This is a genomic window from Allobosea sp. GW822-FHT03F07 (assembly GCF_058801345.1).
Genome location: NZ_JBXAND010000001.1, coordinates 1,458,908 through 1,477,995, shown reverse-complemented (window position 1 = coordinate 1,477,995; position 19,088 = coordinate 1,458,908). Strand labels below are relative to the sequence as shown.

22 protein-coding genes are annotated in these 19,088 nt (G+C 65.9%); 4 read left to right on the top strand and 18 right to left on the bottom strand.

The window, feature by feature from the left end:
- Window positions 1–7 precede the first annotated feature (7 nt).
- The 5 genes from AC1RMY_RS07065 to AC1RMY_RS07045 form a co-directional block, all read right to left on the bottom strand.
- The gene (locus AC1RMY_RS07065; protein WP_492863241.1) at window positions 8–910 is read right to left on the bottom strand and encodes a PhzF family phenazine biosynthesis protein; all 903 of its coding nucleotides are present in this window, start codon (window positions 908–910) and stop codon (window positions 8–10) included.
- A gap of 5 nt (window positions 911–915) precedes the next feature.
- Entirely contained in the window at window positions 916–2,031 is a 1,116-nt protein-coding gene (locus tag AC1RMY_RS07060; protein WP_492863240.1) for an endonuclease/exonuclease/phosphatase family protein, read from the bottom strand.
- Between the two features lie 161 nt (window positions 2,032–2,192).
- Window positions 2,193–3,041, bottom strand: a complete 849-nt coding sequence (pdxY, locus tag AC1RMY_RS07055; RefSeq protein ID WP_492863239.1) for a pyridoxal kinase PdxY — start codon at window positions 3,039–3,041, stop codon at window positions 2,193–2,195.
- Between the two features lie 101 nt (window positions 3,042–3,142).
- Entirely contained in the window at window positions 3,143–3,550 is a 408-nt protein-coding gene (locus AC1RMY_RS07050) for a nuclear transport factor 2 family protein (RefSeq protein ID WP_492863238.1), read from the bottom strand.
- A gap of 75 nt (window positions 3,551–3,625) precedes the next feature.
- The gene (locus tag AC1RMY_RS07045; protein ID WP_492863237.1) at window positions 3,626–4,657 is read right to left on the bottom strand and encodes an ABC transporter substrate-binding protein; all 1,032 of its coding nucleotides are present in this window, start codon (window positions 4,655–4,657) and stop codon (window positions 3,626–3,628) included.
- Between the two features lie 131 nt (window positions 4,658–4,788).
- Between AC1RMY_RS07045 and AC1RMY_RS07040 the strand changes: the two genes are divergently transcribed.
- Window positions 4,789–5,574 carry a bestrophin-like domain gene (locus AC1RMY_RS07040; RefSeq protein ID WP_492863236.1) on the top strand — a complete coding sequence of 262 codons (786 nt, stop codon included), beginning with the start codon at window positions 4,789–4,791 and terminating at the stop codon, window positions 5,572–5,574.
- Between the two features lie 21 nt (window positions 5,575–5,595).
- On the opposite strand, the gene AC1RMY_RS07035 is transcribed toward AC1RMY_RS07040, so the two are convergent.
- Entirely contained in the window at window positions 5,596–6,384 is a 789-nt protein-coding gene (locus tag AC1RMY_RS07035) for an ABC transporter permease (protein ID WP_492863235.1), read from the bottom strand.
- On the bottom strand, window positions 6,381–7,235 hold the full coding sequence (locus AC1RMY_RS07030; protein ID WP_492863572.1) for an ABC transporter ATP-binding protein: 855 nt from the start codon (window positions 7,233–7,235) through the stop codon (window positions 6,381–6,383). The genes AC1RMY_RS07035 and AC1RMY_RS07030 overlap by 4 nt, the downstream gene beginning before the upstream one ends.
- Window positions 7,236–7,491: 256 nt before the next feature.
- On the opposite strand from AC1RMY_RS07030, the gene AC1RMY_RS07025 reads away from it, so the two are divergent.
- Window positions 7,492–8,034: a DedA family protein gene (locus tag AC1RMY_RS07025; RefSeq protein WP_492863234.1), complete on the top strand. Its 543-nt coding sequence runs from the start codon at window positions 7,492–7,494 to the stop codon at window positions 8,032–8,034.
- Window positions 8,035–8,258: 224 nt separating this feature from the next.
- On the opposite strand, the gene AC1RMY_RS07020 is transcribed toward AC1RMY_RS07025, so the two are convergent.
- The 9 genes from AC1RMY_RS07020 to AC1RMY_RS06980 all read right to left on the bottom strand — a co-directional run bounded on the left by AC1RMY_RS07020 (window position 8,259) and on the right by AC1RMY_RS06980 (window position 14,964).
- A complete protein-coding gene (locus AC1RMY_RS07020) occupies window positions 8,259–8,486 on the bottom strand; it encodes a hypothetical protein (protein ID WP_492863233.1) in 228 nt (75 codons plus the stop codon).
- A gap of 29 nt (window positions 8,487–8,515) precedes the next feature.
- Window positions 8,516–8,698 carry a hypothetical protein gene (locus AC1RMY_RS07015; protein ID WP_492863232.1) on the bottom strand — a complete coding sequence of 61 codons (183 nt, stop codon included), beginning with the start codon at window positions 8,696–8,698 and terminating at the stop codon, window positions 8,516–8,518.
- 331 nt (window positions 8,699–9,029) lie between these two features.
- The gene (gene ilvC, locus AC1RMY_RS07010; protein WP_492863231.1) at window positions 9,030–10,049 is read right to left on the bottom strand and encodes a ketol-acid reductoisomerase; all 1,020 of its coding nucleotides are present in this window, start codon (window positions 10,047–10,049) and stop codon (window positions 9,030–9,032) included.
- Window positions 10,050–10,087: 38 nt separating this feature from the next.
- Window positions 10,088–10,738 carry a TetR/AcrR family transcriptional regulator gene (locus AC1RMY_RS07005; protein ID WP_492863230.1) on the bottom strand — a complete coding sequence of 217 codons (651 nt, stop codon included), beginning with the start codon at window positions 10,736–10,738 and terminating at the stop codon, window positions 10,088–10,090.
- 134 nt (window positions 10,739–10,872) lie between these two features.
- Complete coding sequence (locus AC1RMY_RS07000) at window positions 10,873–11,094, bottom strand: hypothetical protein (protein WP_492863229.1); 222 nt, start codon at window positions 11,092–11,094, stop codon at window positions 10,873–10,875.
- A gap of 10 nt (window positions 11,095–11,104) precedes the next feature.
- The gene (gene ilvN / locus AC1RMY_RS06995; protein ID WP_492863228.1) at window positions 11,105–11,644 is read right to left on the bottom strand and encodes an acetolactate synthase small subunit; all 540 of its coding nucleotides are present in this window, start codon (window positions 11,642–11,644) and stop codon (window positions 11,105–11,107) included.
- Window positions 11,641–12,354, bottom strand: coding sequence for a glutathione S-transferase family protein (locus AC1RMY_RS06990; RefSeq protein ID WP_492863227.1), 714 nt, complete (start codon window positions 12,352–12,354; stop codon window positions 11,641–11,643). Before AC1RMY_RS06990 ends, ilvN begins: the two co-directional genes overlap by 4 nt.
- The gene (locus AC1RMY_RS06985) at window positions 12,351–13,058 is read right to left on the bottom strand and encodes an aspartate/glutamate racemase family protein (RefSeq protein WP_492863226.1); all 708 of its coding nucleotides are present in this window, start codon (window positions 13,056–13,058) and stop codon (window positions 12,351–12,353) included. Before AC1RMY_RS06985 ends, AC1RMY_RS06990 begins: the two co-directional genes overlap by 4 nt.
- Window positions 13,059–13,200: 142 nt before the next feature.
- A complete protein-coding gene (locus tag AC1RMY_RS06980; protein ID WP_492863225.1) occupies window positions 13,201–14,964 on the bottom strand; it encodes an acetolactate synthase 3 large subunit in 1,764 nt (587 codons plus the stop codon).
- Between the two features lie 339 nt (window positions 14,965–15,303).
- On the opposite strand from AC1RMY_RS06980, the gene AC1RMY_RS06975 reads away from it, so the two are divergent.
- A complete protein-coding gene (locus AC1RMY_RS06975; protein ID WP_492863224.1) occupies window positions 15,304–16,764 on the top strand; it encodes a sensor domain-containing diguanylate cyclase in 1,461 nt (486 codons plus the stop codon).
- Between the two features lie 4 nt (window positions 16,765–16,768).
- Here AC1RMY_RS06975 and miaA read toward each other — a convergent pair whose 3' ends face one another.
- A complete protein-coding gene (miaA, locus tag AC1RMY_RS06970; RefSeq protein WP_492863223.1) occupies window positions 16,769–17,698 on the bottom strand; it encodes a tRNA (adenosine(37)-N6)-dimethylallyltransferase MiaA in 930 nt (309 codons plus the stop codon).
- Window positions 17,699–17,722: 24 nt separating this feature from the next.
- Here miaA and serB point away from each other — a divergent pair, with 24 nt between their 5' ends.
- Entirely contained in the window at window positions 17,723–18,607 is an 885-nt protein-coding gene (gene serB / locus AC1RMY_RS06965) for a phosphoserine phosphatase SerB (protein ID WP_492863222.1), read from the top strand.
- Here serB and AC1RMY_RS06960 read toward each other — a convergent pair whose 3' ends face one another.
- Window positions 18,608–18,949, bottom strand: a complete 342-nt coding sequence (locus tag AC1RMY_RS06960) for a DHCW motif cupin fold protein (protein ID WP_492863221.1) — start codon at window positions 18,947–18,949, stop codon at window positions 18,608–18,610.
- Window positions 18,950–19,088: the final 139 nt, after the last annotated feature.

The following is a 19,088-nucleotide window of genomic DNA, read 5'->3' as shown; positions in this document are numbered from 1 at the left end:
TTGACGCTCACAGCAGCACGCCCTCGCTGACGACCACCGCCGAGCCGCCGATCCGCGCCGAGACCAGCGCGCCGTTCCTGATGCTCATCTCCAGCATGATCTGCGAAGGCCGGCCCATCTCGTAACCCTGCTCGATCGCGAAGCGGTGGTCGCCGTCGTCAGGCCGTTCGAAGCGCATGATCACATCGGCGAAGGCGGCGACGGCCGATCCCGTCGCCGGATCCTCCCTCACCCCCATGGCCGGCGCGAACATCCGGGCATGGAAGTGGTGGCCGGCATCGCTGACCTGCCGGCAATAGGCGTAGGCATTGGGCTGGTCCGCCGGCTTGATCGCCTGCGACCACAATGTCGTGTCGAGGTGTACGCGCTCCAGCGCCTCGAGGCTCGACACGGGCACGAAGGTGAAGGCGACGCCGGCCGAGACCACGCTCGGAACGTGCCGGTCGAAGCCAATCTCGCGGCGGTCGAGCCCGAGCGCCCCGGCGATCAACGGCAGCCCGGCAGCGGGCTCCAGCTCCTGCGGCAGGCGCGGCAAGGTGAAGACCGCATGGCCGACGCGCGGGCTCGTGACCGAAACCGCGCAGGGCACGAGGCCGACCTGCTCCTCCAGCACGATGACATCGCTACCCCTGCCCTCGGCGGCATCGCGCAGCGCGAGCAGAACGGCCGTGCCGACGGTTGGGTGCCCGGCGAAGGGTAGTTCCCGGCCCGGCGTGAAGATGCGCAAGCCGGCCCGATGCGCCGGCGCGGCCGCGGCTGAGACGAACACCGTCTCTGAGAGGTTGAACTCCTGCGCGATCGCCTGCATCGCGGCCGTATCCAGCCCCTCGCTGTCCAGCACGACGGCCAGCGGATTGCCCGCATGCGGCATCGTGGTGAAGACGTCGAGTGTGAAGAAGCGTCGGGCCATGCCGGTCATTCCTGCGGTATCGTGAGATCGATGGTGATTGGACAATGGTCGGAGGCTTTCGGCCTGTCCCAGCCGACACGCGGATAGCGATCCGCGCAGGTCGCGAGCCGCGCCATCGAGCGGTCCGCCTCGCGCGGATCGAGCGGCACGCGATAGGGCAGGCCCCGGCGGATCATCTGCATTGCCGGCTGCGGGTTCGCCGCAGCGAGCGCGGGCGATAGCAGGATATGATCGAGCGGCATATGCGTCTCGACCAGTTGCTCGCGCTCCTCCGACCAGTACCGCCGGAAATGCGTCCAGCGCTCATGCGGCGGCAGGCTCTCCATCGGGTCGACCGCGAAATCGTCGAGCAGCGGCTCGATCCCGCTGTCGCCCTCGTCGATCCGCTCGGCCAGCGGGCCGAGGCCGAAACGATAGGCGTTGAGATCGCCGAGAATGATCCAGTTCGCCTCGCGCCAGCCTTCGCCGAAGCGCTGCCTGACGAGGTGTTTCACCGCCCTCGCCTCAGCGCGGCGCACCGGCAGCGTCGCCTGGCGTCCGTCGTCACGCCCGTTATTCATCGATTTGAGGTGGCAGCCGAAGAGGGTCAGGCTGCGGTCGCCGAAATCGAGATCGATCTGCAGGCAATCGCGCGCGAAGACCTTGCCGCTGCGGTCGATACCGAGCGTCGCGAGGTCCCGGTCATGCACGCCGGCCTCGGCGAAGCTGAGATCCTTGTAGGATCGTACCGCGACCTGCCGAGGCGCCAGCAGATCGCGCCGGGCGGCGAAGCCGATATCGATGTTGCGGCGGTCATTGCCGTCGATCAGCGTGAAATGGCCATAGCGATGGTCGGCGATGCGGTGGACGTAGTTGGCGAAAAAGGCCTGTAGGCTCGCCAGCGAGTCGACCTCCTGCAGCATCCAGAGATCGGCCTGGGCCTCGGCGAGGGCGAGCGCCGTCATCTGGCGCTTGTCGTCTTCCAGCGCGACCGCCAGCGAACGCTCGACGGCATCGCGCTCGTCCGCGCGCGGGAAATGAAACAGTGACATCGCGGCCATCGTGTCGCCCCGCTCGCCCGAGGAGAAGCGATGGCGCGTCAGCAGGTTCTCGACATTGAAGGTGCCGACGCGCAGCTTCATGTCGCTAGACCATTCCGATCTGGCAATGAACCGCGGCGTCATCCCGGACAAGCTGCGAAGCTGCGCGGCTCAGGGATCCATCGTAGAGCTCCGGAGCCCTCCGATGGATCCCGGGGCAAGCCCGGGATGACGATGTGGTTCCGAGAATAGTCAGCATGCCCTCACAACTGCTCGGGCAGGAACTGATGCGTCGGCGTCACGAACTCGTCCTGCGCTGCGACGGTCAGGATCTCGCGCGAGCCGGCCTCCTTGGTCCGCTTCAGCAGCCCATAGATCGAAGCCGAGGCCTTGGCGAGCGCAGCGGCGGCCGAATCTTCGCGCATGTAATGGACGAAGAACAGCGCCGCGATCGCGTCGCCAGCCCCATTGACGTTGACGTCGAGCTTGGGCGTCCGGACCCGGAACGCGCCGCGCGCATCGGCAGCCATCAGGTCGATCGCGTCATCTGGCGTATCATCCGTCGAGAGCGACGTCACGAGCACAACCTTTGGGCCTGCATCGCGCAGCGTCTCGATCGCGCGATGAGCATCCGCGATCGTCCTGATTTCGATATCTGTGAGCAGTTCGAGTTCGAACTGGTTCGGCGTCACGATGTCGGCGGCAGGGACCGCCTGCTCACGCATGAACTCCGGGATACCGGGACGAACGAAGACGCCACGCCCGACATCGCCGATCACCGGATCGCAGCAATACAGGGCCTTCGGATTGGCGGCGCGGACCCGCTCGACCGAGTGCAGGATCGCATGGCCGATATCGGCCGAACCCATATAGCCCGACAGCACGCCATCGCAGGAAGGCAGCACGCCGCGCTCCGCAATGCCCTCCATGACCTCCTCGATCATGCCGCCGTCGAAGACGCGGCCCTTCCAGGCGCCATAGCCGGTGTGATTCGAGAACTGCACCGTATGGATCGGCCAGACCTGGACGCCGAGACGCTGCATCGGGAAGACGGCGGAAGCATTGCCGACATGCCCGAAGGCGACATGCGACTGGATGGAGAGGATGTTCATGGCGGGCAGCAGCAACCTTCAACGAAACGACGCGGCGAACCTAACGGTTGCCGCGTCGCACGCCAATCTTAAGCGCTGATGCAGGCGATGACGAGTGCGGATCACGCGGAGCCCAGGCGCATCACGCTCGCCGTGTCGGTGAACTGCGTGATGTCCCGCACCTTTCCGTCCGAGAAGGTGACCATGTCGAGGGCCTCGAAATTCTCGGTCTTCCCCGTCGGGACGAAGGTGACGTCGGCGCGCCAGTGATGGGCGGCGCGCTCCCCTTCGACGATGAGGCCGAGCGTCTCGAACTTCGAAAACGCGAAGGTGTTGATCAGCCCCGCCATGTGCTCGCGAACCGCGTCGCAGCCGTTCTGCGGGGTACAAGCCGGCCCGACATCCGGCGCCCCCATCAGATGGAAGCGGCACTCGGGATGGAAATAGGACATCACCTTGTCGAGGTCGCCTTGCACCCGCGCCGCATAGGCGTCCCTGAGCAAGGTCTCGATCGCAACGCGCTCGATCATCTCGGCTCTCCTTGGGCAGGATTCCCTTGGGTAAGGAGGCCGAGTTTGACCGAGGCACCGCGGGAAGTCGAGATGTTACGAACCGGCAGCCGCCTTCTTGGCGAACGAGTCGATGAAGGTCCTGCCCAGGTCGACATTGGACGAGGCCAGCTCGGGGTCGAGCAGCTTGAGCGCGTCATACATGCTCTTCATTGCGTCGGGCGTGGAGATGCCGGTGCGCGAATAGCTCTCCTGCGAGTTTTTGACGGCCTGCAGGTAGAGCGGCTTGTCACCGAGGTGATACTCGGCCGGTACGAGCTCGGCGACATCCTCGGGCTTCGCGGTTTCGAGCCATTTCAACGCCTTGACGAAGGCGTTGACCAGCTTCTGCGTCGTGACCGGGTTCTTCTCGGCGAAATCGTTCTTGAGATAGAGCACGGCAGCCGGATTCGAGCCGCCGAAGAGCGCCTTGGTGCCGGCCTCCGTGCGGGTGTCGATCACCGAGACGATGTCGCCGTCCTGCTCCAGCTTCGAGGTCACGGGGTCGAGATGCGAGATGATATCGACCTGCTTCTGCTTGATCGCCGCGACCGCGCTGGCACCAGCGCCAATACCGATGATCGGGGCATCCGTCGCCTTCAGCCCGGCCTTGACCATGGCGTATTGCGCTGTCAGCGCAGTGGAGGAGCCCGGCGCCGTGACGCCGATCTTCAGCCCCTTGAAATCGGCGGCCGACTTGACCTTGTCGGCGAGGTCCTTGCGCACCGCGATGGTGATGCCGGGGAAGCGCCCGAGCTCGACCACGGCGCGAATGTCCTGGCCCTTGGCCTGCATGCGGATCGTGTGCTCATAGGCGCCCGTCACGACATCGACGGAGCCGCCGACCAGCGCCTGCAGCGACTTCGCCCCGCCGCCGAAATCGTTGATCTCGACGTCGAGCCCCTGATCCTTGAAGAAACCCTTCTTCTCAGCCACCGTCAGCGGCAGATAGTAGAGTAGCTGCTTGCCTCCGACGCCGAGCGTCAGCTTGGGTTTCTCCGCGTTCTGCGCGAGCGCGCCATAGGGCGTGAGGCCCAGCGAGGTCGTGATGGCGAGCGCAGCCAGCGCCGCACGGCGTGTAAAGATCATGGGTATTCCTCCGATTGAGCTGATTTGCGCCTCTTGGGAGCGCATTCACGACGAGCATAGGCGAGATCGAACAGCGCGAGCAAGAATCCTGATCCAGTCGATGGGCGACGCCGTCTCCCGGCGCATCGCCCATGCCCATCATGACGGCGGCAAGACGAGGTCTGGCCATGAATGAAGTGCGGATAGCTATCTTCGTATTCTTTTGCCTCGCGACAGCGTCGCTGGGCGCGTTGTTCTCCTATGAACGGCTTCCGCCACATCAGCGGCAGGACGACACCCATGCCGTGGTCCGACTCATCGCCAACATCTTCGTCGTGATGACCTCGCTCGTGCTCGGTCTGATGATCTCCTCCGCCAAGGGCAGGTTCGACGCGGTCAACCGCGACGTGCACAGCTACGCCACCGAACTGATCCTGCTCGACAGGATGCTGCTCCTCTACGGGCCCGAGGCGAACGCAGCCCGCCGCGATCTCCGATCCTACACCGAGCGCGCCGCCGCCGGCCACTGGACGGCCGCAGGGGGACATTCCGACATGACCAACGAGCGGTTGATCGAGGATGTCGGAACCGGATTGCGGACTCTGGCGCCGAGCAGGGAGCCGCAGCTCTCGATCTGGAACGACATCCGCGACCAGTATCGCAAGGTGCTGGAACTGCGCTGGAGCCTGGTAGAACAGGCCGAGGGCTCGATCCCGCGTCCACTCGTGCTGATGCTTGTCGCCTGGCTCGTCCTGATCTTCGCGAGCTTCGGCTTCCGGGCCCCGAGGAACGCCGTGATCGTCGGCGCATTCGTCGCAGCCTCCGCCCTCATCGGCGGGGCAATCTACCTGATCGTCGACATGGATGCGCCCTTCGAGGGACCGATCCAGGTCTCGCCCGCGCCCCTGCAAAGGGCCGTGCTCGAAATGAGCCGATGAGCTGCCTCGTGCCGGCAGGGGCTACGTCGTCGTCGAACTCTGCCCCGGCCGCCAGACCAGCAGCTTCTTCTCGACCATGGTCACCACGGAATCGATCAGGATCACGAAGATCGCCAGGATCAGCATGCCCGAGAACACCCCGGTCACGTCGAAGACGCTTTCCGCCTCGTGGATCTTGTAGCCGAGCCCGGCCGACGAACCGAGATATTCGCCGACCACGGCGCCGACCAGCGCGAAGCCGACCGAGGTGTGCAAGCTCGAGAACATCCAGGTCAGCGCCGACGGCCAGTAGACATGCCGGAAGAGCTGGCGCTCGTTCATGCCGAGCATGCGGGCATTGGCCAGCACCGTCGGCGAGACCTCGCGCACGCCCTGGTAGACGTTGAAGAAGACGATGAAGAAGACCAGCGTGAAGCCGAGCGCCACCTTCGACCAGATGCCCAGCCCGAACCAGAGCGCGAAGATCGGCGCCAGCACCACCCGCGGCAGGGCGTTGGCGGCCTTGATATAGGGATCGAACACCGCCGCCAGCAGCTCGTTTCGCGCGAAGGCGAAGCCGAACAGGATGCCGGCGGCCGAGCCGATGACGAAGGCCAGCACGGTCTCGGTCAGGGTGATGCCGAGATGCCAGTAGATGTCGGTGCCGGTGAGCTGCTTCCAGGTCCGAGCCAGGACGTCGCCCGGCGTCGAAAAGAAGAACTGCGTCGTCTTGACGTCGCCGAACAGGCCCGTCGTGGTGACGAGGTGCCAGATCGCCAGGGCGACAACCATCACCAGCGCCTGCAAGACGAGAAGCTTGACGCGGTTCATGACGCCGCTCCCTCGACCAATTCGCGCCCCTCGCCCATCGCATAGGCCTTCTGCACCTCGACGCGCAGCGAGGCCCAGATGTCGCGGTGGATCTCGTGGAAGGCCTTCTCCAGCCTGATTTCAGCGATGTCGCGCGGGCGCGGCAGCGGCACACGGTAATCCGCGACAATGCCGGCGGCGGGGCCTGCCGACATCACCACCACCCGGTCGGAGAGAGCGATCGCCTCTTCGAGGTCATGCGTCACGAAGATCAGCGCCTTGCGGTCCTTCGACCAGAGATCGAGCAGGAGATTGCCCATGATCTGCCGCGTCTGGGCGTCGAGCGGCCCGAAAGGCTCGTCCATCAGCAGGATTTCGGGGTCGCGGATCAGCATCTGCGCCAGCGCCACGCGCTTGCGCTGGCCGCCTGAAAGCATGTGGGGATAGCGGTCGACGAAGGCGCGCAAGCCGACCCGGGCGAGCCAGTCGCGCGCCCGCTTTTCCGCCTCTGCATCGGAGACGCCCATCGGCTCGAGCGCGACCTTGACGTTGTCGAGCGCCGTCTTCCACGGCATCAGCGCATCGGCCTGGAAGAGGTAGCCGGCGCGGCGGTTCAGCCCCGAGAGCGGCTTGCCGAAGATCGTCACTGTTCCGGCGGAGGGCACCAGCAGTCCCGCCGCGGCGTTGAGCAGGGTCGACTTGCCGCACCCGGTCGGCCCGACGACCGAGACGAACTCGCCGGCGGACACGCTGAGATCGACGCCCGTCACCGCCTTGTAGCGGTTGCCGCTATCGAGATGGAAGGTGATGTCGAGCCCGCCGAGCGCGACCGCGGCAGGGTGCGAGGGCGAAGACTGCGACGGCAAATCCATCGCTCCCGCATCGCGATGCGGGCGCTGTTGCAACTCCATGAAACCCGTTTCCCCGTCGGCGTCGGGCGCTCTTGATGGCGCCAGCCGAACCTTGCGTTCGTCGTTCCGGGCGAGACTAAGCTATCGACGGGATAAGGCAAAGCCGTCCTTCCGCTTACGCCGCGAAGGTACCGGCCTGCGACGACGCTGCCGTTGCATTGAAGGGGCGGCGAGGCGATAAGCCCCCCAGCCTCCCGCTCGAGCGACCAGGACGAAGATGGCCCAACTCGAACTCTGGATGCAGGCGCTCGTCGAGTTCATGCGCGCCAATCAGGAGTGGGCGATCCCGATCGTCTTCCTGATCGCGTTCTGCGAGTGCGTGGCGATCCTCTCCTGGCTCGTGCCCGCGACCGTGTTCTTCACGGCGTTCGGCGCCGTTGCAGGCGCGTCCGGCCTCAACCTCGTGCCGTTGGCCTTCGCCGCTGCCGCCGGTTCGGGCTTCGGCTTCTGGATCTCGTACTGGGCCGGCCTGCTCCTGGGACCCCGCGTCGATCACCACTGGCCCTTCAACAAAAACCCCGAACTGCTGACGCGCGGACACGTCTTCTTCGAGAAATGGGGGATCGCCAGTATTCTCATCGGCCACTTCTTCGGGCCGCTGCGTGCGGTCATCGCGATCGTCGCCGGCATCGTCCAGATGCCGTTCTGGCCGTTCCAGATCGCCAACTGGGCCGCCTCGACAGTCTGGGGTTTCGCCCTGCTCTACGGCGCCGGCCGTCTCGCCGAGATGGCGACCCAGGGCGGGATGCTGCCGCGCTAGGCCAGGTTCGCCTCAGGCGAGGCCGAGGATCACCGCCAGCAGCAGCGCCAACGAAAAGGCGAGGCCCATGCCCGCCGCGACCGGCCCTTCGATCATCTTCAACATCTGCATCTCGACCTCCCATTTCTGATTGGCAACCCGAATGCGTGTCGTCTCGATATGCGTAGCCCTCGTCGCTTCGGTCGGGGCGTATTCTCTCTGCGATCTCAGTAGGTGCTGCGATCTCAGTAGGTGAGCAGTTCCACGGCGATCCACGCCACCACCGCCAGCGCCAAACCGCCGATCAGAACCATCAGCACCGGCGCGCCCAGGAAACCCTGCCGCGCCTCGACCGGCGTTTCGACTGCTGGGTCGGCATCGCTGTGATCGTCTGCCCGCATCGGCGGGAGCTTGTCTCCACCTGCCAAGCCCTCGGCTTGTGCCCTGGCGCGGTCTTCCGCCTCAATGGTCATGGTCGTTCCTCCGCTTGTCGCCGGGCGGCTCAACCCGGCATCAGGCCGACGAAGGTGTTGAAGAGCAGGGCCAATGCCAGTCCGCCCAGGAGAGCGCTCAGCAACGGCCAATCCTCGACTTCATCCTGCTGGGCGACCTTCACACGAGGCCGGACCATCCGGTCGATCTCACTGCGATGCCGTTGGTTGGCCGCCTCGTCATCCCGCGTCATGAGCTCCGCTCCCGATTGCCCTGTCTGGCAAGGAAAACGCGCCGCTGCAGGATCGGTTCCCGCAAGATCGCAGGCGCAGAGCTGTCCCAACGCAAAAAGGCGGGCGCATTTCTGCACCCGCCTGGGCACCGCCTGAAAAGACGACGATATTACAAACACTTGCACCCGGCGATTGAATCAGTCCCGCAAGGAGCTGATTCAATCTGCGAACCGGCCGTCGCCGAAGAGCTTGGCTTAGTTCTTCGACTTGTCGACCAGCGCCTTGGCCTTGATCCCAAAGGCCCGGCGGCAAGCCGGGCCGTCGCGCAGCCGGGCGGCCGTGGATCGAGCCTCAGTTCTTCGACTTGTCGACCAGCGCCTTGGCCTTGATCCAGGGCATCATGTCGCGCAGCTTGGCGCCGACTTCCTCGATCGGATGAGCGGCATAGCGCGCGCGGGTCGCCTTGAACGAGGTCTGGTTGACCTTGTTTTCGAGCATCCAGTCGCGGGTGAACTTGCCCGACTGGATGTCGTTCAGGACGCGCTTCATCTCGGCCTTGGTCTCGGCCGTGATGATGCGCGGGCCGGTGACGTACTCGCCATATTCGGCCGTGTTCGAGATCGAGTAGTTCATGTTCGCGATGCCGCCCTCATAGATCAGGTCGACGATCAGCTTCACTTCGTGCAGGCACTCGAAATAGGCCATCTCGGGCGCGTAGCCGGCCTCGGTCAGTGTCTCGTAGCCGGCCTTGATCAGCTCAACCAGACCGCCGCAGAGCACGACCTGCTCGCCGAAGAGATCGGTCTCGCACTCTTCCTTGAAGGTCGTCTCGATGATGCCGGCGCGACCGCCGCCATTGGCCGAGGCATAGGACAGGCCGAGGTCATGCGCGTTGCCGGTTGCATCCTGGTGGATCGCGATCAGGGTCGGCACGCCGCCGCCGCGCTGATACTCGGAGCGCACGGTGTGGCCCGGGCCCTTCGGGGCGACCATCAACACGTCGAGGTCCTTGCGCGGCTCGATCAGGTTGAAATGCACGTTGAGGCCGTGGGCGAAGAGCAGCGCCGCGCCCTGCTTCATGTTGCCATGCAGTTCGTCGCGATAGATGTCGCCCTGCAGCTCGTCGGGGGTGAGCATCATCATGATATCGGAGACCTTGGCGGCCTCGGACGGGGTCATCACCTTGAAGCCGGCCTCCTCGGCCTTCTTGCGGGTCGGCGAACCGGCCTTGAGCGCGATGACGACGTCCTTGACGCCGGAATCGCGCAGGTTGAGCGCATGGGCATGGCCCTGGCTGCCGTAGCCGACGATGCAGACCTTCTTGCCCTTGATCAGGTTGATGTCGGCATCACGATCATAATAAACGCGCATATCAAAAAGTCCTTCCTTGGATCGTCTGGGTGGTTTCTTCAGGCTTGCCGTGCGGAGGTCGTCCGCCCGTAAAGTGCGAGGAACTGGTCGGTGGCCCGGGCGGCGTCGCGCTCGATTTCGTCTGGAGCAAGCGTCAGGGCGTCACCGAGCAGGAGCCGGATCTGCACGTCGCGCCCCACCAGGCCGAAGAAGGTGCGGAACGCCGTCTCGGACGCGTCGAAGTCGAGCAACCCCGCCTCGCGCCCAGCCTCCAGCACCGGCCGAAGCCGCTCGGCGATGGCGAAGCGCCCGTTCTCAAGAACGATGCCACCGAGATTGCTCTTGCGCGAGGCGGCATGGCCGATGGCGAGACGGTTCAGCGCGATCGAGGTCGGGCTGGAGATGACGGCGAGCCAGGTCGCGGCGAAGCCCTTGAGGCTATCGCGCAACGTCGCGATGTCGAGCGTCGGGCGATCATAGCGGCCTGCGCGAACACGGGCGGCCTGCCAGCGCACGGTCGCCGTCAGCAGCCCGTCGCGATCACCGAACCACTTGTACAGCGTTTCCTTGGAGCAGCTCGCCCGGCGCGCCACGGCGGTCATGGTGAGCTGGTCGCCCTCCTCCACCATCAGCGACAGAACGGCGTCGAGCACGGCCTGTTGGCGGGCCGTCGGCTCTTCCGTCTCCGCTGTGCTTCGCGTTGCCGCCATGATCGTCTGGAACCGGTAAAATCGCCGTACCGTACGTTACGGTTCGGCTCTCTAGCGCAGCGCGCTCGCCTTCGCAAGGGAGGTCGTCGTCGCCCGCGCGATCTTTGCGATCGGCCCCCGGCGAAGAGCTGCCGCTACAGCCCCGCCGCCTGCTGGGCCGCCATACGCTGCAGGAAAATCGCCGCGATCGTCAGCACGAAACCTGCCCACCAGAGCGGAGAGCGCAGGCTCTTGCCGCTGCCGGGCACTTCCGGCGGCGCTTTACCGGTAAGGCGTTGCACGATCGGCCAGGCAAAGCAGCCGAAGCCGACGATGCCCAGACCAAGCGCAACCATGTTGAGGGTCTCGGGAGTCATCGGCCGCCAATCACATCGCGTCCGGGCCGCGCCCCATCGCGGCGATGCCGGTGCGCGAGACCTCCGTCAGCCCGACTACGGTCATCAGCTTGATGAAGCGCTCGATCTCCTCGGTCGAGCCGGTCAACTCGAAGACGAAGGAGGTCAGCGAGGCGTCGAGCGTGCGCGCGCCGAAGGCAGCGGCCAGCCGCATCGCCTCGACCCGGTGCTCGCCCTTGCCGACGACCTTCACCAGAGCGAGTTCGCGCTCGAGCGCCTCGCCCTGCAGCGTTAGGTCGACGACGCGGTGAACCGGCACCAGCCGGTCGAGATGCGCCTTGATCTGGTCGATGACGTTGGCCGTGCCCGAGGTCACGACCGTGATGCGCGAGATGTGCTTCTCATGCTCGGTCTCGGAGACGGTCAGGCTCTCAATGTTGTAGCCGCGGCCGGAGAACAGACCGGCGATGCGAGCCAGCACGCCCGGCTCGTTGTCGACGATGACCGCCAGCGTGTGGCGGGCGACAGGCTGCGCGACGGGGGCATTCGGGTAGTGCGTCGAGGTGTTCATGAGGAGGCTCGGCTGCGGCTGAGAGAAGGGCGGAAATCGGTCAGGACGGGCTCGTCGACCTCATCCTCGGCAATGATCCAGGGTTCGGCGAGAGCGCCCAGCCGCCAGGACTGGAAGCCCCGCGTTGCCTGGACGGCTTCGCAATAGGCGGTGCTGACGGGATCGGGGGCGATCCCGTAGCCGGTGAAGCGTGCCGTCACCGGCGCGAACATGGCGTCGGCCGCGGTGAAGGCTCCGAACAGGAACGGCCCGCCCGCGCCGAAGCGTTCGCGCGCCTCCCGCCAGATCGCGCTGATCCGCGCCACGTCGGCGGCGACCTTCGGGCCGCGGTCACGCTCCGGATGGACCCAGGCGAGATTCATCGGGCAGGCGCCGCGCAAGGCCTGGAAACCGGCATGCATCTCGGCTGCGATCGAGCGCGCCATGGCCCGCGCGGCCGGCTCCCGCGGCCAGATCGCGAGGTCCGGCCTCGTATCGGCGACATGGTCCATGATCGCCAGCGACTCCCACACCCTGATCTCGCCGTCGATCAGCGCCGGAACCTTGCCGGCCGGCGTGAAGGCGGAGATCGCGCGCTTCCAGTCGGGATCGTCGAAAGTCTTGCCGAACGGCACCAGGGTCTCTTCGAACGGGATCCCGAACTCGGTCAGCAGCAGCCAGGGACGCAGCGACCAGGAGGAATAGTTCTTGTTCGCTATGACGAGTTTCATGCGGCCTGGCTTTCAAAGGCGAGGGCGAAATCGAGCGCGGCCTCGACATGCAGCGCGGTCGTGTCGAACACCGGCAGCGCCGTATCCGCCTGGGAGATCAGCAGGCCGATCTCGGTGCAGCCGAGGATGACGCCATCCGCTCCCTGCGCGGCGGCCTCGGCGATAATCGACAGATAGCGCGCCTTCGACGAAGCCTCGATCCGGCCGCGGCAGAGTTCCTCATAGATGATGCGGTGAACCTCTCCGCGCTCGGCCTCCCCGGGGACGACCGCCTCGATGCCGAAGGCGGCGAGCCGGCCGAGATAGAAGCGCTGCTCCATCGTGAAGCGCGTCGCCAGCAGGAGCGGACGCCGCGACGCTCTCTGCCGAACCGCCTTGGCAGTCACATCCGCCAGATGGAGGAAGGGAACGCGGGTCGCGGCCGTGATCCGCTCCGCCAGCTTGTGCATGGTGTTGGTGCAGAGGACGATGCAGCCCGCCCCCGCCCGCTCGAGACGCAGCGCGCTCTCGGCCAGCACATCGCCGGCGGCATCCCAGGCGCCTTTCGCCTGCATCTCCGCGATCGGCGAGAAGTCGAGCGAATGCAGCAGGACATCGGCCGAGTGCAGCCCGCCCCGGCGCGCCCGCACGCCCTCGTTGAGCAGGCGGTAATAGACCGCCGTCGACTCCCAGCTCATTCCGCCGATCAGGCCAATCGTGGTCATGCTCTGTCCCAATTCACTTCTCGAGGTCATCCCGGGCGGAGCGAAGCGCAGACCCGGGATCCATTCCGGAACGGTTCAGGAATGGACCCCGGATCGGCGCGGCTTCGCCGCTTGTCCGGGATGACTGTTACAGGACTTGACTTCAGACGAGCTGCTTGCCCTTGGCGTCGATGATCTCGCCGGTGTCGCCCTCGAAATCGGGGAGGATCATCTCGTTATGGGCCTTGCCGGACGGGATCATCGGGAAGCAGTTCTCTTCCTTGGCGACGAGGCAGTCGAAGATCACGGGCTTCGGCGTCTCGATCATCTCCATGATCGCCTCATCCAGCTTGGCCGGGTCGTCGCAGCGGATGCCGTGGCCGCCATAGGCCTCGGCCAGCTTCACGAAATCGGGCAGCGACTGCGAATAGCTCTCCGAATAGCGGCCGCCATGCAGCAGTTCCTGCCACTGGCGCACCATGCCCATGTATTCGTTGTTCAGGATGAAGATCTTGACCGGCAGGCGGTACTGCACCGCCGTCGACATCTCCTGCATGTTCATCAGGATCGAGGCCTCGCCGGCGACGTCGATGACCAGCGCCTTGGGATGCTTCATCTGCACGCCGATCGCCGCCGGCAGGCCATAGCCCATGGTGCCCAGGCCCCCCGAGGTCATCCAGCGGTTCGGCTCCTGGAACTGGAGATACTGCGCCGCCCACATCTGGTGCTGGCCGACCTCGGTCGTGATGTAGGTGTCGCGGTCCTTGGTCAGCGCATGCAGCCGCTCCAGCGCGTATTGCGGCTTGATGACCGAATCCGACTTCTTGTAGGCGAGGCTCTTGCGGGCCCGCCAGCCATCGATCTGCGTCCACCACGCCGTCAGCGCCGTCTTGTCGATCTGCGGCGAGGTCTCGCGCCAGATGCGGACCATATCTTCCAGCACATGGGCGCAGTCGCCGACAATGCCGATATCGATCTTGACGTTCTTGTTGATCGAGGACGGGTCGATATCGATATGGATCTTCTTCGAGCGCGGCGAGAAGGCGTCGATCCGGCCGGTGATGCGGTCGTCGAAGCGCGCGCCGATATTGATCATGACGTCGCAGTCATGCATCGCGAGGTTGGCCTCGTAGGTGCCGTGCATGCCGAGCATGCCGAGCCACTGCCTGTCCGCCGCCGGGAAGGCGCCGAGCCCCATCAGCGTCGAGGTGACCGGGAAGCCGGTCAGCCGAGCGAGCTCGCGCAGCAGCGCGGATGCATGCGGACCGGCATTGATGACGCCACCGCCGGTGTAGAAAACCGGCTTCTTCGCGCTCGCCATCAGCGCGACTGCCGCCTTGATCGCGCCGAGATCGCCCTTGACCGTCGGCCGATAGGTCTTGTGCTGGTTGTCCCGCGGGCGGCTGTAGATACCGCTGGCGAACTGGATGTCCTTGGGGATGTCGACGACGACCGGCCCGGGCCGGCCATTGGCCGCGACATAGAAGGCCTCGTGCAGGATGCGCGGCAGATCACTGATGCTCTTCACCAGATAGTTGTGCTTGGTGCAGGAGCGCGTGATGCCGACCGTGTCGCATTCCTGGAAGGCGTCGGAGCCGATCAGATGCGTCGGAACCTGGCCGGTGATGACGACGAGCGGGATCGAGTCGAGCAGCGCGTCGGTCAGGCCGGTGACGGCGTTGGTCGCGCCGGGCCCCGAGGTCACGAGGACGCAGCCGACCTTGCCGGCGCTCGAGCGGGCATAGCCCTCGGCGGCATGGACCGCGCCCTGCTCGTGGCGGACGAGGACATGCTTGACCTTGTCCTGCTGGAACAGCGCGTCGTAGATCGGCAGCACGGCGCCACCGGGATAGCCGAACAGGTGTTCGACGCCCTGGTCCTGAAGCGCGCGGACGACCATCTCGGCGCCGGTCATCATCTCGCTCATAACGGTCTCCTGCGGCAGTTCGGTTGAGATCGAGGTCGGAAAGCGGGCAATAAAAAAGGCCCTCGAAGGGGCCTGGGCGTGCGCTGGCGTCGGGGTTGACGCGGTTCGTTTCAGAACCGGCCCCTACCAGCGCACCCGTACGATAATAAGCTTGCGCATCGCGCCACGACCCTTTGCAGATGTTGCGGGACGCTAATCGACGCAGGCGCGCCGGTCAAGCGCAAACCCGGACGGCGCTGGCACAGGGCATTCGGGCGCGCTGCGGCGAATCCGATGCCGCAACGGAACACTTTTTCAACCCGGGGTTGCTAGCCTCCTGACACTCTCGACAGGACGGCCATGTATCAGGAAGTTCATACCGACAACATCGCTGCCCGCGCCCATGCGCCGGAGGTGGCGGAGCTCCTGCAGCGCTTCCTGCTCAGCGTCAACGGCTCGGCCGGCGTTCCCTATGAGAGCTTTTTCGACGAGGTCATGCCCCGGTTCGGTGCCGACCTGATGATCCTGGCGCCGACCGACGACGGCGACTATGCCTTCATCCATTACGGCCGCGAGATCATCCGCTATGTCGGCGGCAACCGCCTCCGGCAACGCGTATCGGCGATGACGCCGCAGGTGGCGCGCTTCACCATCGCTTGCTGCGACCAGGCCCTGGCCAGCGGCAAGCCGACCTACACCGTGCATCGCTCGAAGGCGACCGTCCGGGTCGCGCTTTGGGAGCGCCTCCTCATGCCAGCCACCTCGGCCGACGGCAGCCGCTACCTGATCGCGTTCAGCCGTCCGCTGCAGTTCCATGAGGAGTTGCTGACGACGGTTCTCGAGACATCGCCCTCCGGCATCGTCGCGTTGCGCGCCGTCCGCGACGCCGACGGCCATGTCGAACGGACCATGATCATCACCGTCAACCGCCGCGCCGCCGCGATCGCGGGACGTCCCGATGACGATCTGCTCGACCAGGACGCCCAGGCCAGCCTGCCCTTCCTTGCCGATCCCATGGTCTGGCGGCGCTGTCTCTATGCGCTCGACCTGCGCCGCCCCGACATGATCGAGACCTGCCTTTCGAACAATGGCCGAACAGCCTGGCTGCAGATCGCGGTCGCGCCGCTCGGCGACGGGCTCGTCCTGACGATCACCGATGTCACCGACCTTATCGTAGCCAACCAGACCTTGCAGAGCCGCGCCGCGACGCTCGCGCTGGAAATCGGCCGCGAGCGCGCCACCCGCCGCGCCCTATCGCAGGACATCGAGCAGCGCGAGGCGCGGGAAAAGGAACTGCGCCGCCTGGCGGAGACCGATCCGCTGACGGCATTGCTCAATCGCCGCTCCTTCACCGAGAAGGGCAATGCTGCAATCCTCGATTCCGAGGATACCGGAACCGAGATCTCGCTGATCGTGGTCGATCTCGACCACTTCAAGTCGGTGAATGACAGCTATGGCCACCCGGCCGGGGACGCCGTGATCCGGGCCTTCGCCGATGTGCTGCTCGGCCTCGTCCGAACCGATCGCGATCTCGTCGGCCGCTTTGGCGGCGAGGAGTTCGCCATCCTCTTGCCCGGCGCCGATCTCGACGCCGCGCTGCGCATCGCGATGCGCATCGAGGACGAACTCGCCTCCCGCAGCCTGCCAGTTTCCGAAACACTGGCGCTGCAGGTTTCCGCCAGCCTCGGTATCGCGACACGGTCGAGCCCGGAGACGCTGGCGACTCTGATCGAGCGCGCCGACCGCGCCCTCTATCGTGCGAAGAACGAAGGCCGAGGCTGCATCCGCATCTCCGATCCGGGCGTCTCGGCCGCGGCCTGATCTCTCAGGCCCCGTCCGTGAGGGCACGCAACGCGACCTCGGGCGCGACGTCGGGGGAAACCGACTGCCAACCCGCCATCTGATGCCGGAACCAGGTGACCTGCCGCTTGGCATAGGCGCGCGTATCCCCCTGGCCGCGCGCAATGGCCTCGTCGAGGCTGATCGTCCCGTCGAGATGGGCGATCAGGCCCGGAACGCCATGGGCGCGCATGACCGGCAGCAGCGGATCGAGCCGGCGCTCCCGCAAGGCCGCGACCTCGTCCAGCGCGCCTTGCGCGATCATCTGCTCGAAGCGCCGGTCGATGCGCCGGCGCACCTCCTCGCGCTCCGGGTGGATGAAGAGCTTCAGCATCGGCACGCCGTCCAGAGGCCCGGGATGGCGCTCGCCTTGGAAGCTGGCGATCGACCGCCCGGTCGCGAGATGGACTTCCAGCGCCCGCATGACGCGCATCCGGTCCGTGGGCTTGAGCCGCTCCGCCATGACCGGATCGAGACGGCCGAGTTCGGCATGCAGAAGGCTCGTCTCCTGCTCGGCGACGCGGGCGCGGAAGGCGCTCCGCACAGCCTCTGGCACGGGCGGAATTGCCGAGAACCCTTCGGTCAGCGCCTTGAAATAGAGACCCGTTCCGCCGACCAGGATCGGCAGAGACCCGATTTCGCGAAGCTGCGCGAGCACTGTCGCGACATCCTCCGCATAACGCATCGCCGAATAGTTGATTGCACCATCGACATGGCCGTAGAGCCGGTGCGGAGCACGCGCCTCCTCCTCTGATGTCGGCCGCGCCGTGAGGGTGCGCAGATCGGCATAGACTTGCATGGAATCGGCGTTGACCACCGTGCCGCCCAGTCCTCGGGCGATCTCGATCGCCAAAGCGGACTTGCCGCTCGCGGTCGGACCTGCGATGAGCACCGCCCTGATCCCCGCCCGTTCCATTGTCACCTTGCCCCGGCCCTTCACATGTTCGTCGCGACACTGGTTTCCGCCCATGGACAGGCTCTGATCGACAATGCGCTGCTGAAGCATGTCGAGAGCGCCCTGCCCGGCGCCTTGCGCAGCCACCGCCTCGACGGCGAGATCGCCGCCGATCTCTTCGCGGAAGCCGGCGACGCGCGCAAGCTCGAAGCTGATCTGCGCGTGCTGCTTGGCGAGGCCGCGATCGACATCATCGTCCAGCCGGCCGCCACGCGGCACAAGGCCCTGTTCCTCGCCGATATGGACTCGACCATGATCGGCCAGGAGTGCATCGACGAACTCGCCGCCTATGTCGGGCTGAAGGAGAAGGTCTCCGGCATCACCGAGCGCGCCATGCGCGGCGAGATCGCCTTCGAGCCGGCGCTGCGCGAGCGTGTCGCGTTGCTCAAGGGGGTGCCGCTCGGCGTGGTCGACGAGATCATCGCGCAGCGCATCACGCTGACGCCCGGCGGGCGCGAGCTCGTCATGACGATGCGTGCCAACGGGGCCTATACGGCCCTCGTCTCGGGCGGTTTCACCGTCTTCACCGGCCCGATCGGCGCGACGATCGGCTTCGACGAGCATCGCTCCAATATCCTGCTGGCCGATGACGGCATCCTGCGCGGCGAGGTCGCCGATCCGATCCTCGGCAAGCAAGCCAAGCTCGATGCCCTCGTCGAACTGCGCGCCCAACGGGGCCTTGCTCCCGCACAGACGCTGGCCGTCGGCGACGGCGCCAATGATCTGGCCATGCTCGGCGAGGCCGGCCTCGGCGTCGCCTTCCGCGCCAAGCCGGCGGTCGCCGCCGCCGCCGATGCCCGGCTCGACCATGCCGATCTCACCGCCCTGCTCTACGCCCAGGGCTATACGGGCGCGCAGATCGTCCGCTGATCAGTCGACGATGAACAGCTTCGCGCCGGTCGCAGTGCTGGAGCGATGCGCCTCGGCGCCGTCGGCGACCTGATAGGTCATGCCCGCCCTGAGCGGCATCACCCGCCCGTCCTCCAGCGTCGTCTCCATCGCGCCTTCGAGGCACAGGATGATATGGCCCTTCGAGCACCAGTGATCGGCGACGTAGCCCGGTGTGTATTCGACCATCCGGACCCGGATCCGGTTCTCCTCCGGCCCGAAATACTGGGTGCGCCAGATCGCTTCGCCGACCTCGCCCGCATGCCGCTCGGCGGGAATCGTCGACCAGTCGGTCGTGACGAAGGGAATGTCGCTGATTCGCATGGAAACGCTCCGCCGGCGGGCCGCCATCACGCGACTTTGCCACCGACGCGAGCGGAACAGAAGCGCATCGCCGTCATCCCTGCATGGCGCCGAGTGACGGAAAGATCGAACGTCGAGGCCCGATCAGGTTTCCGTTCGG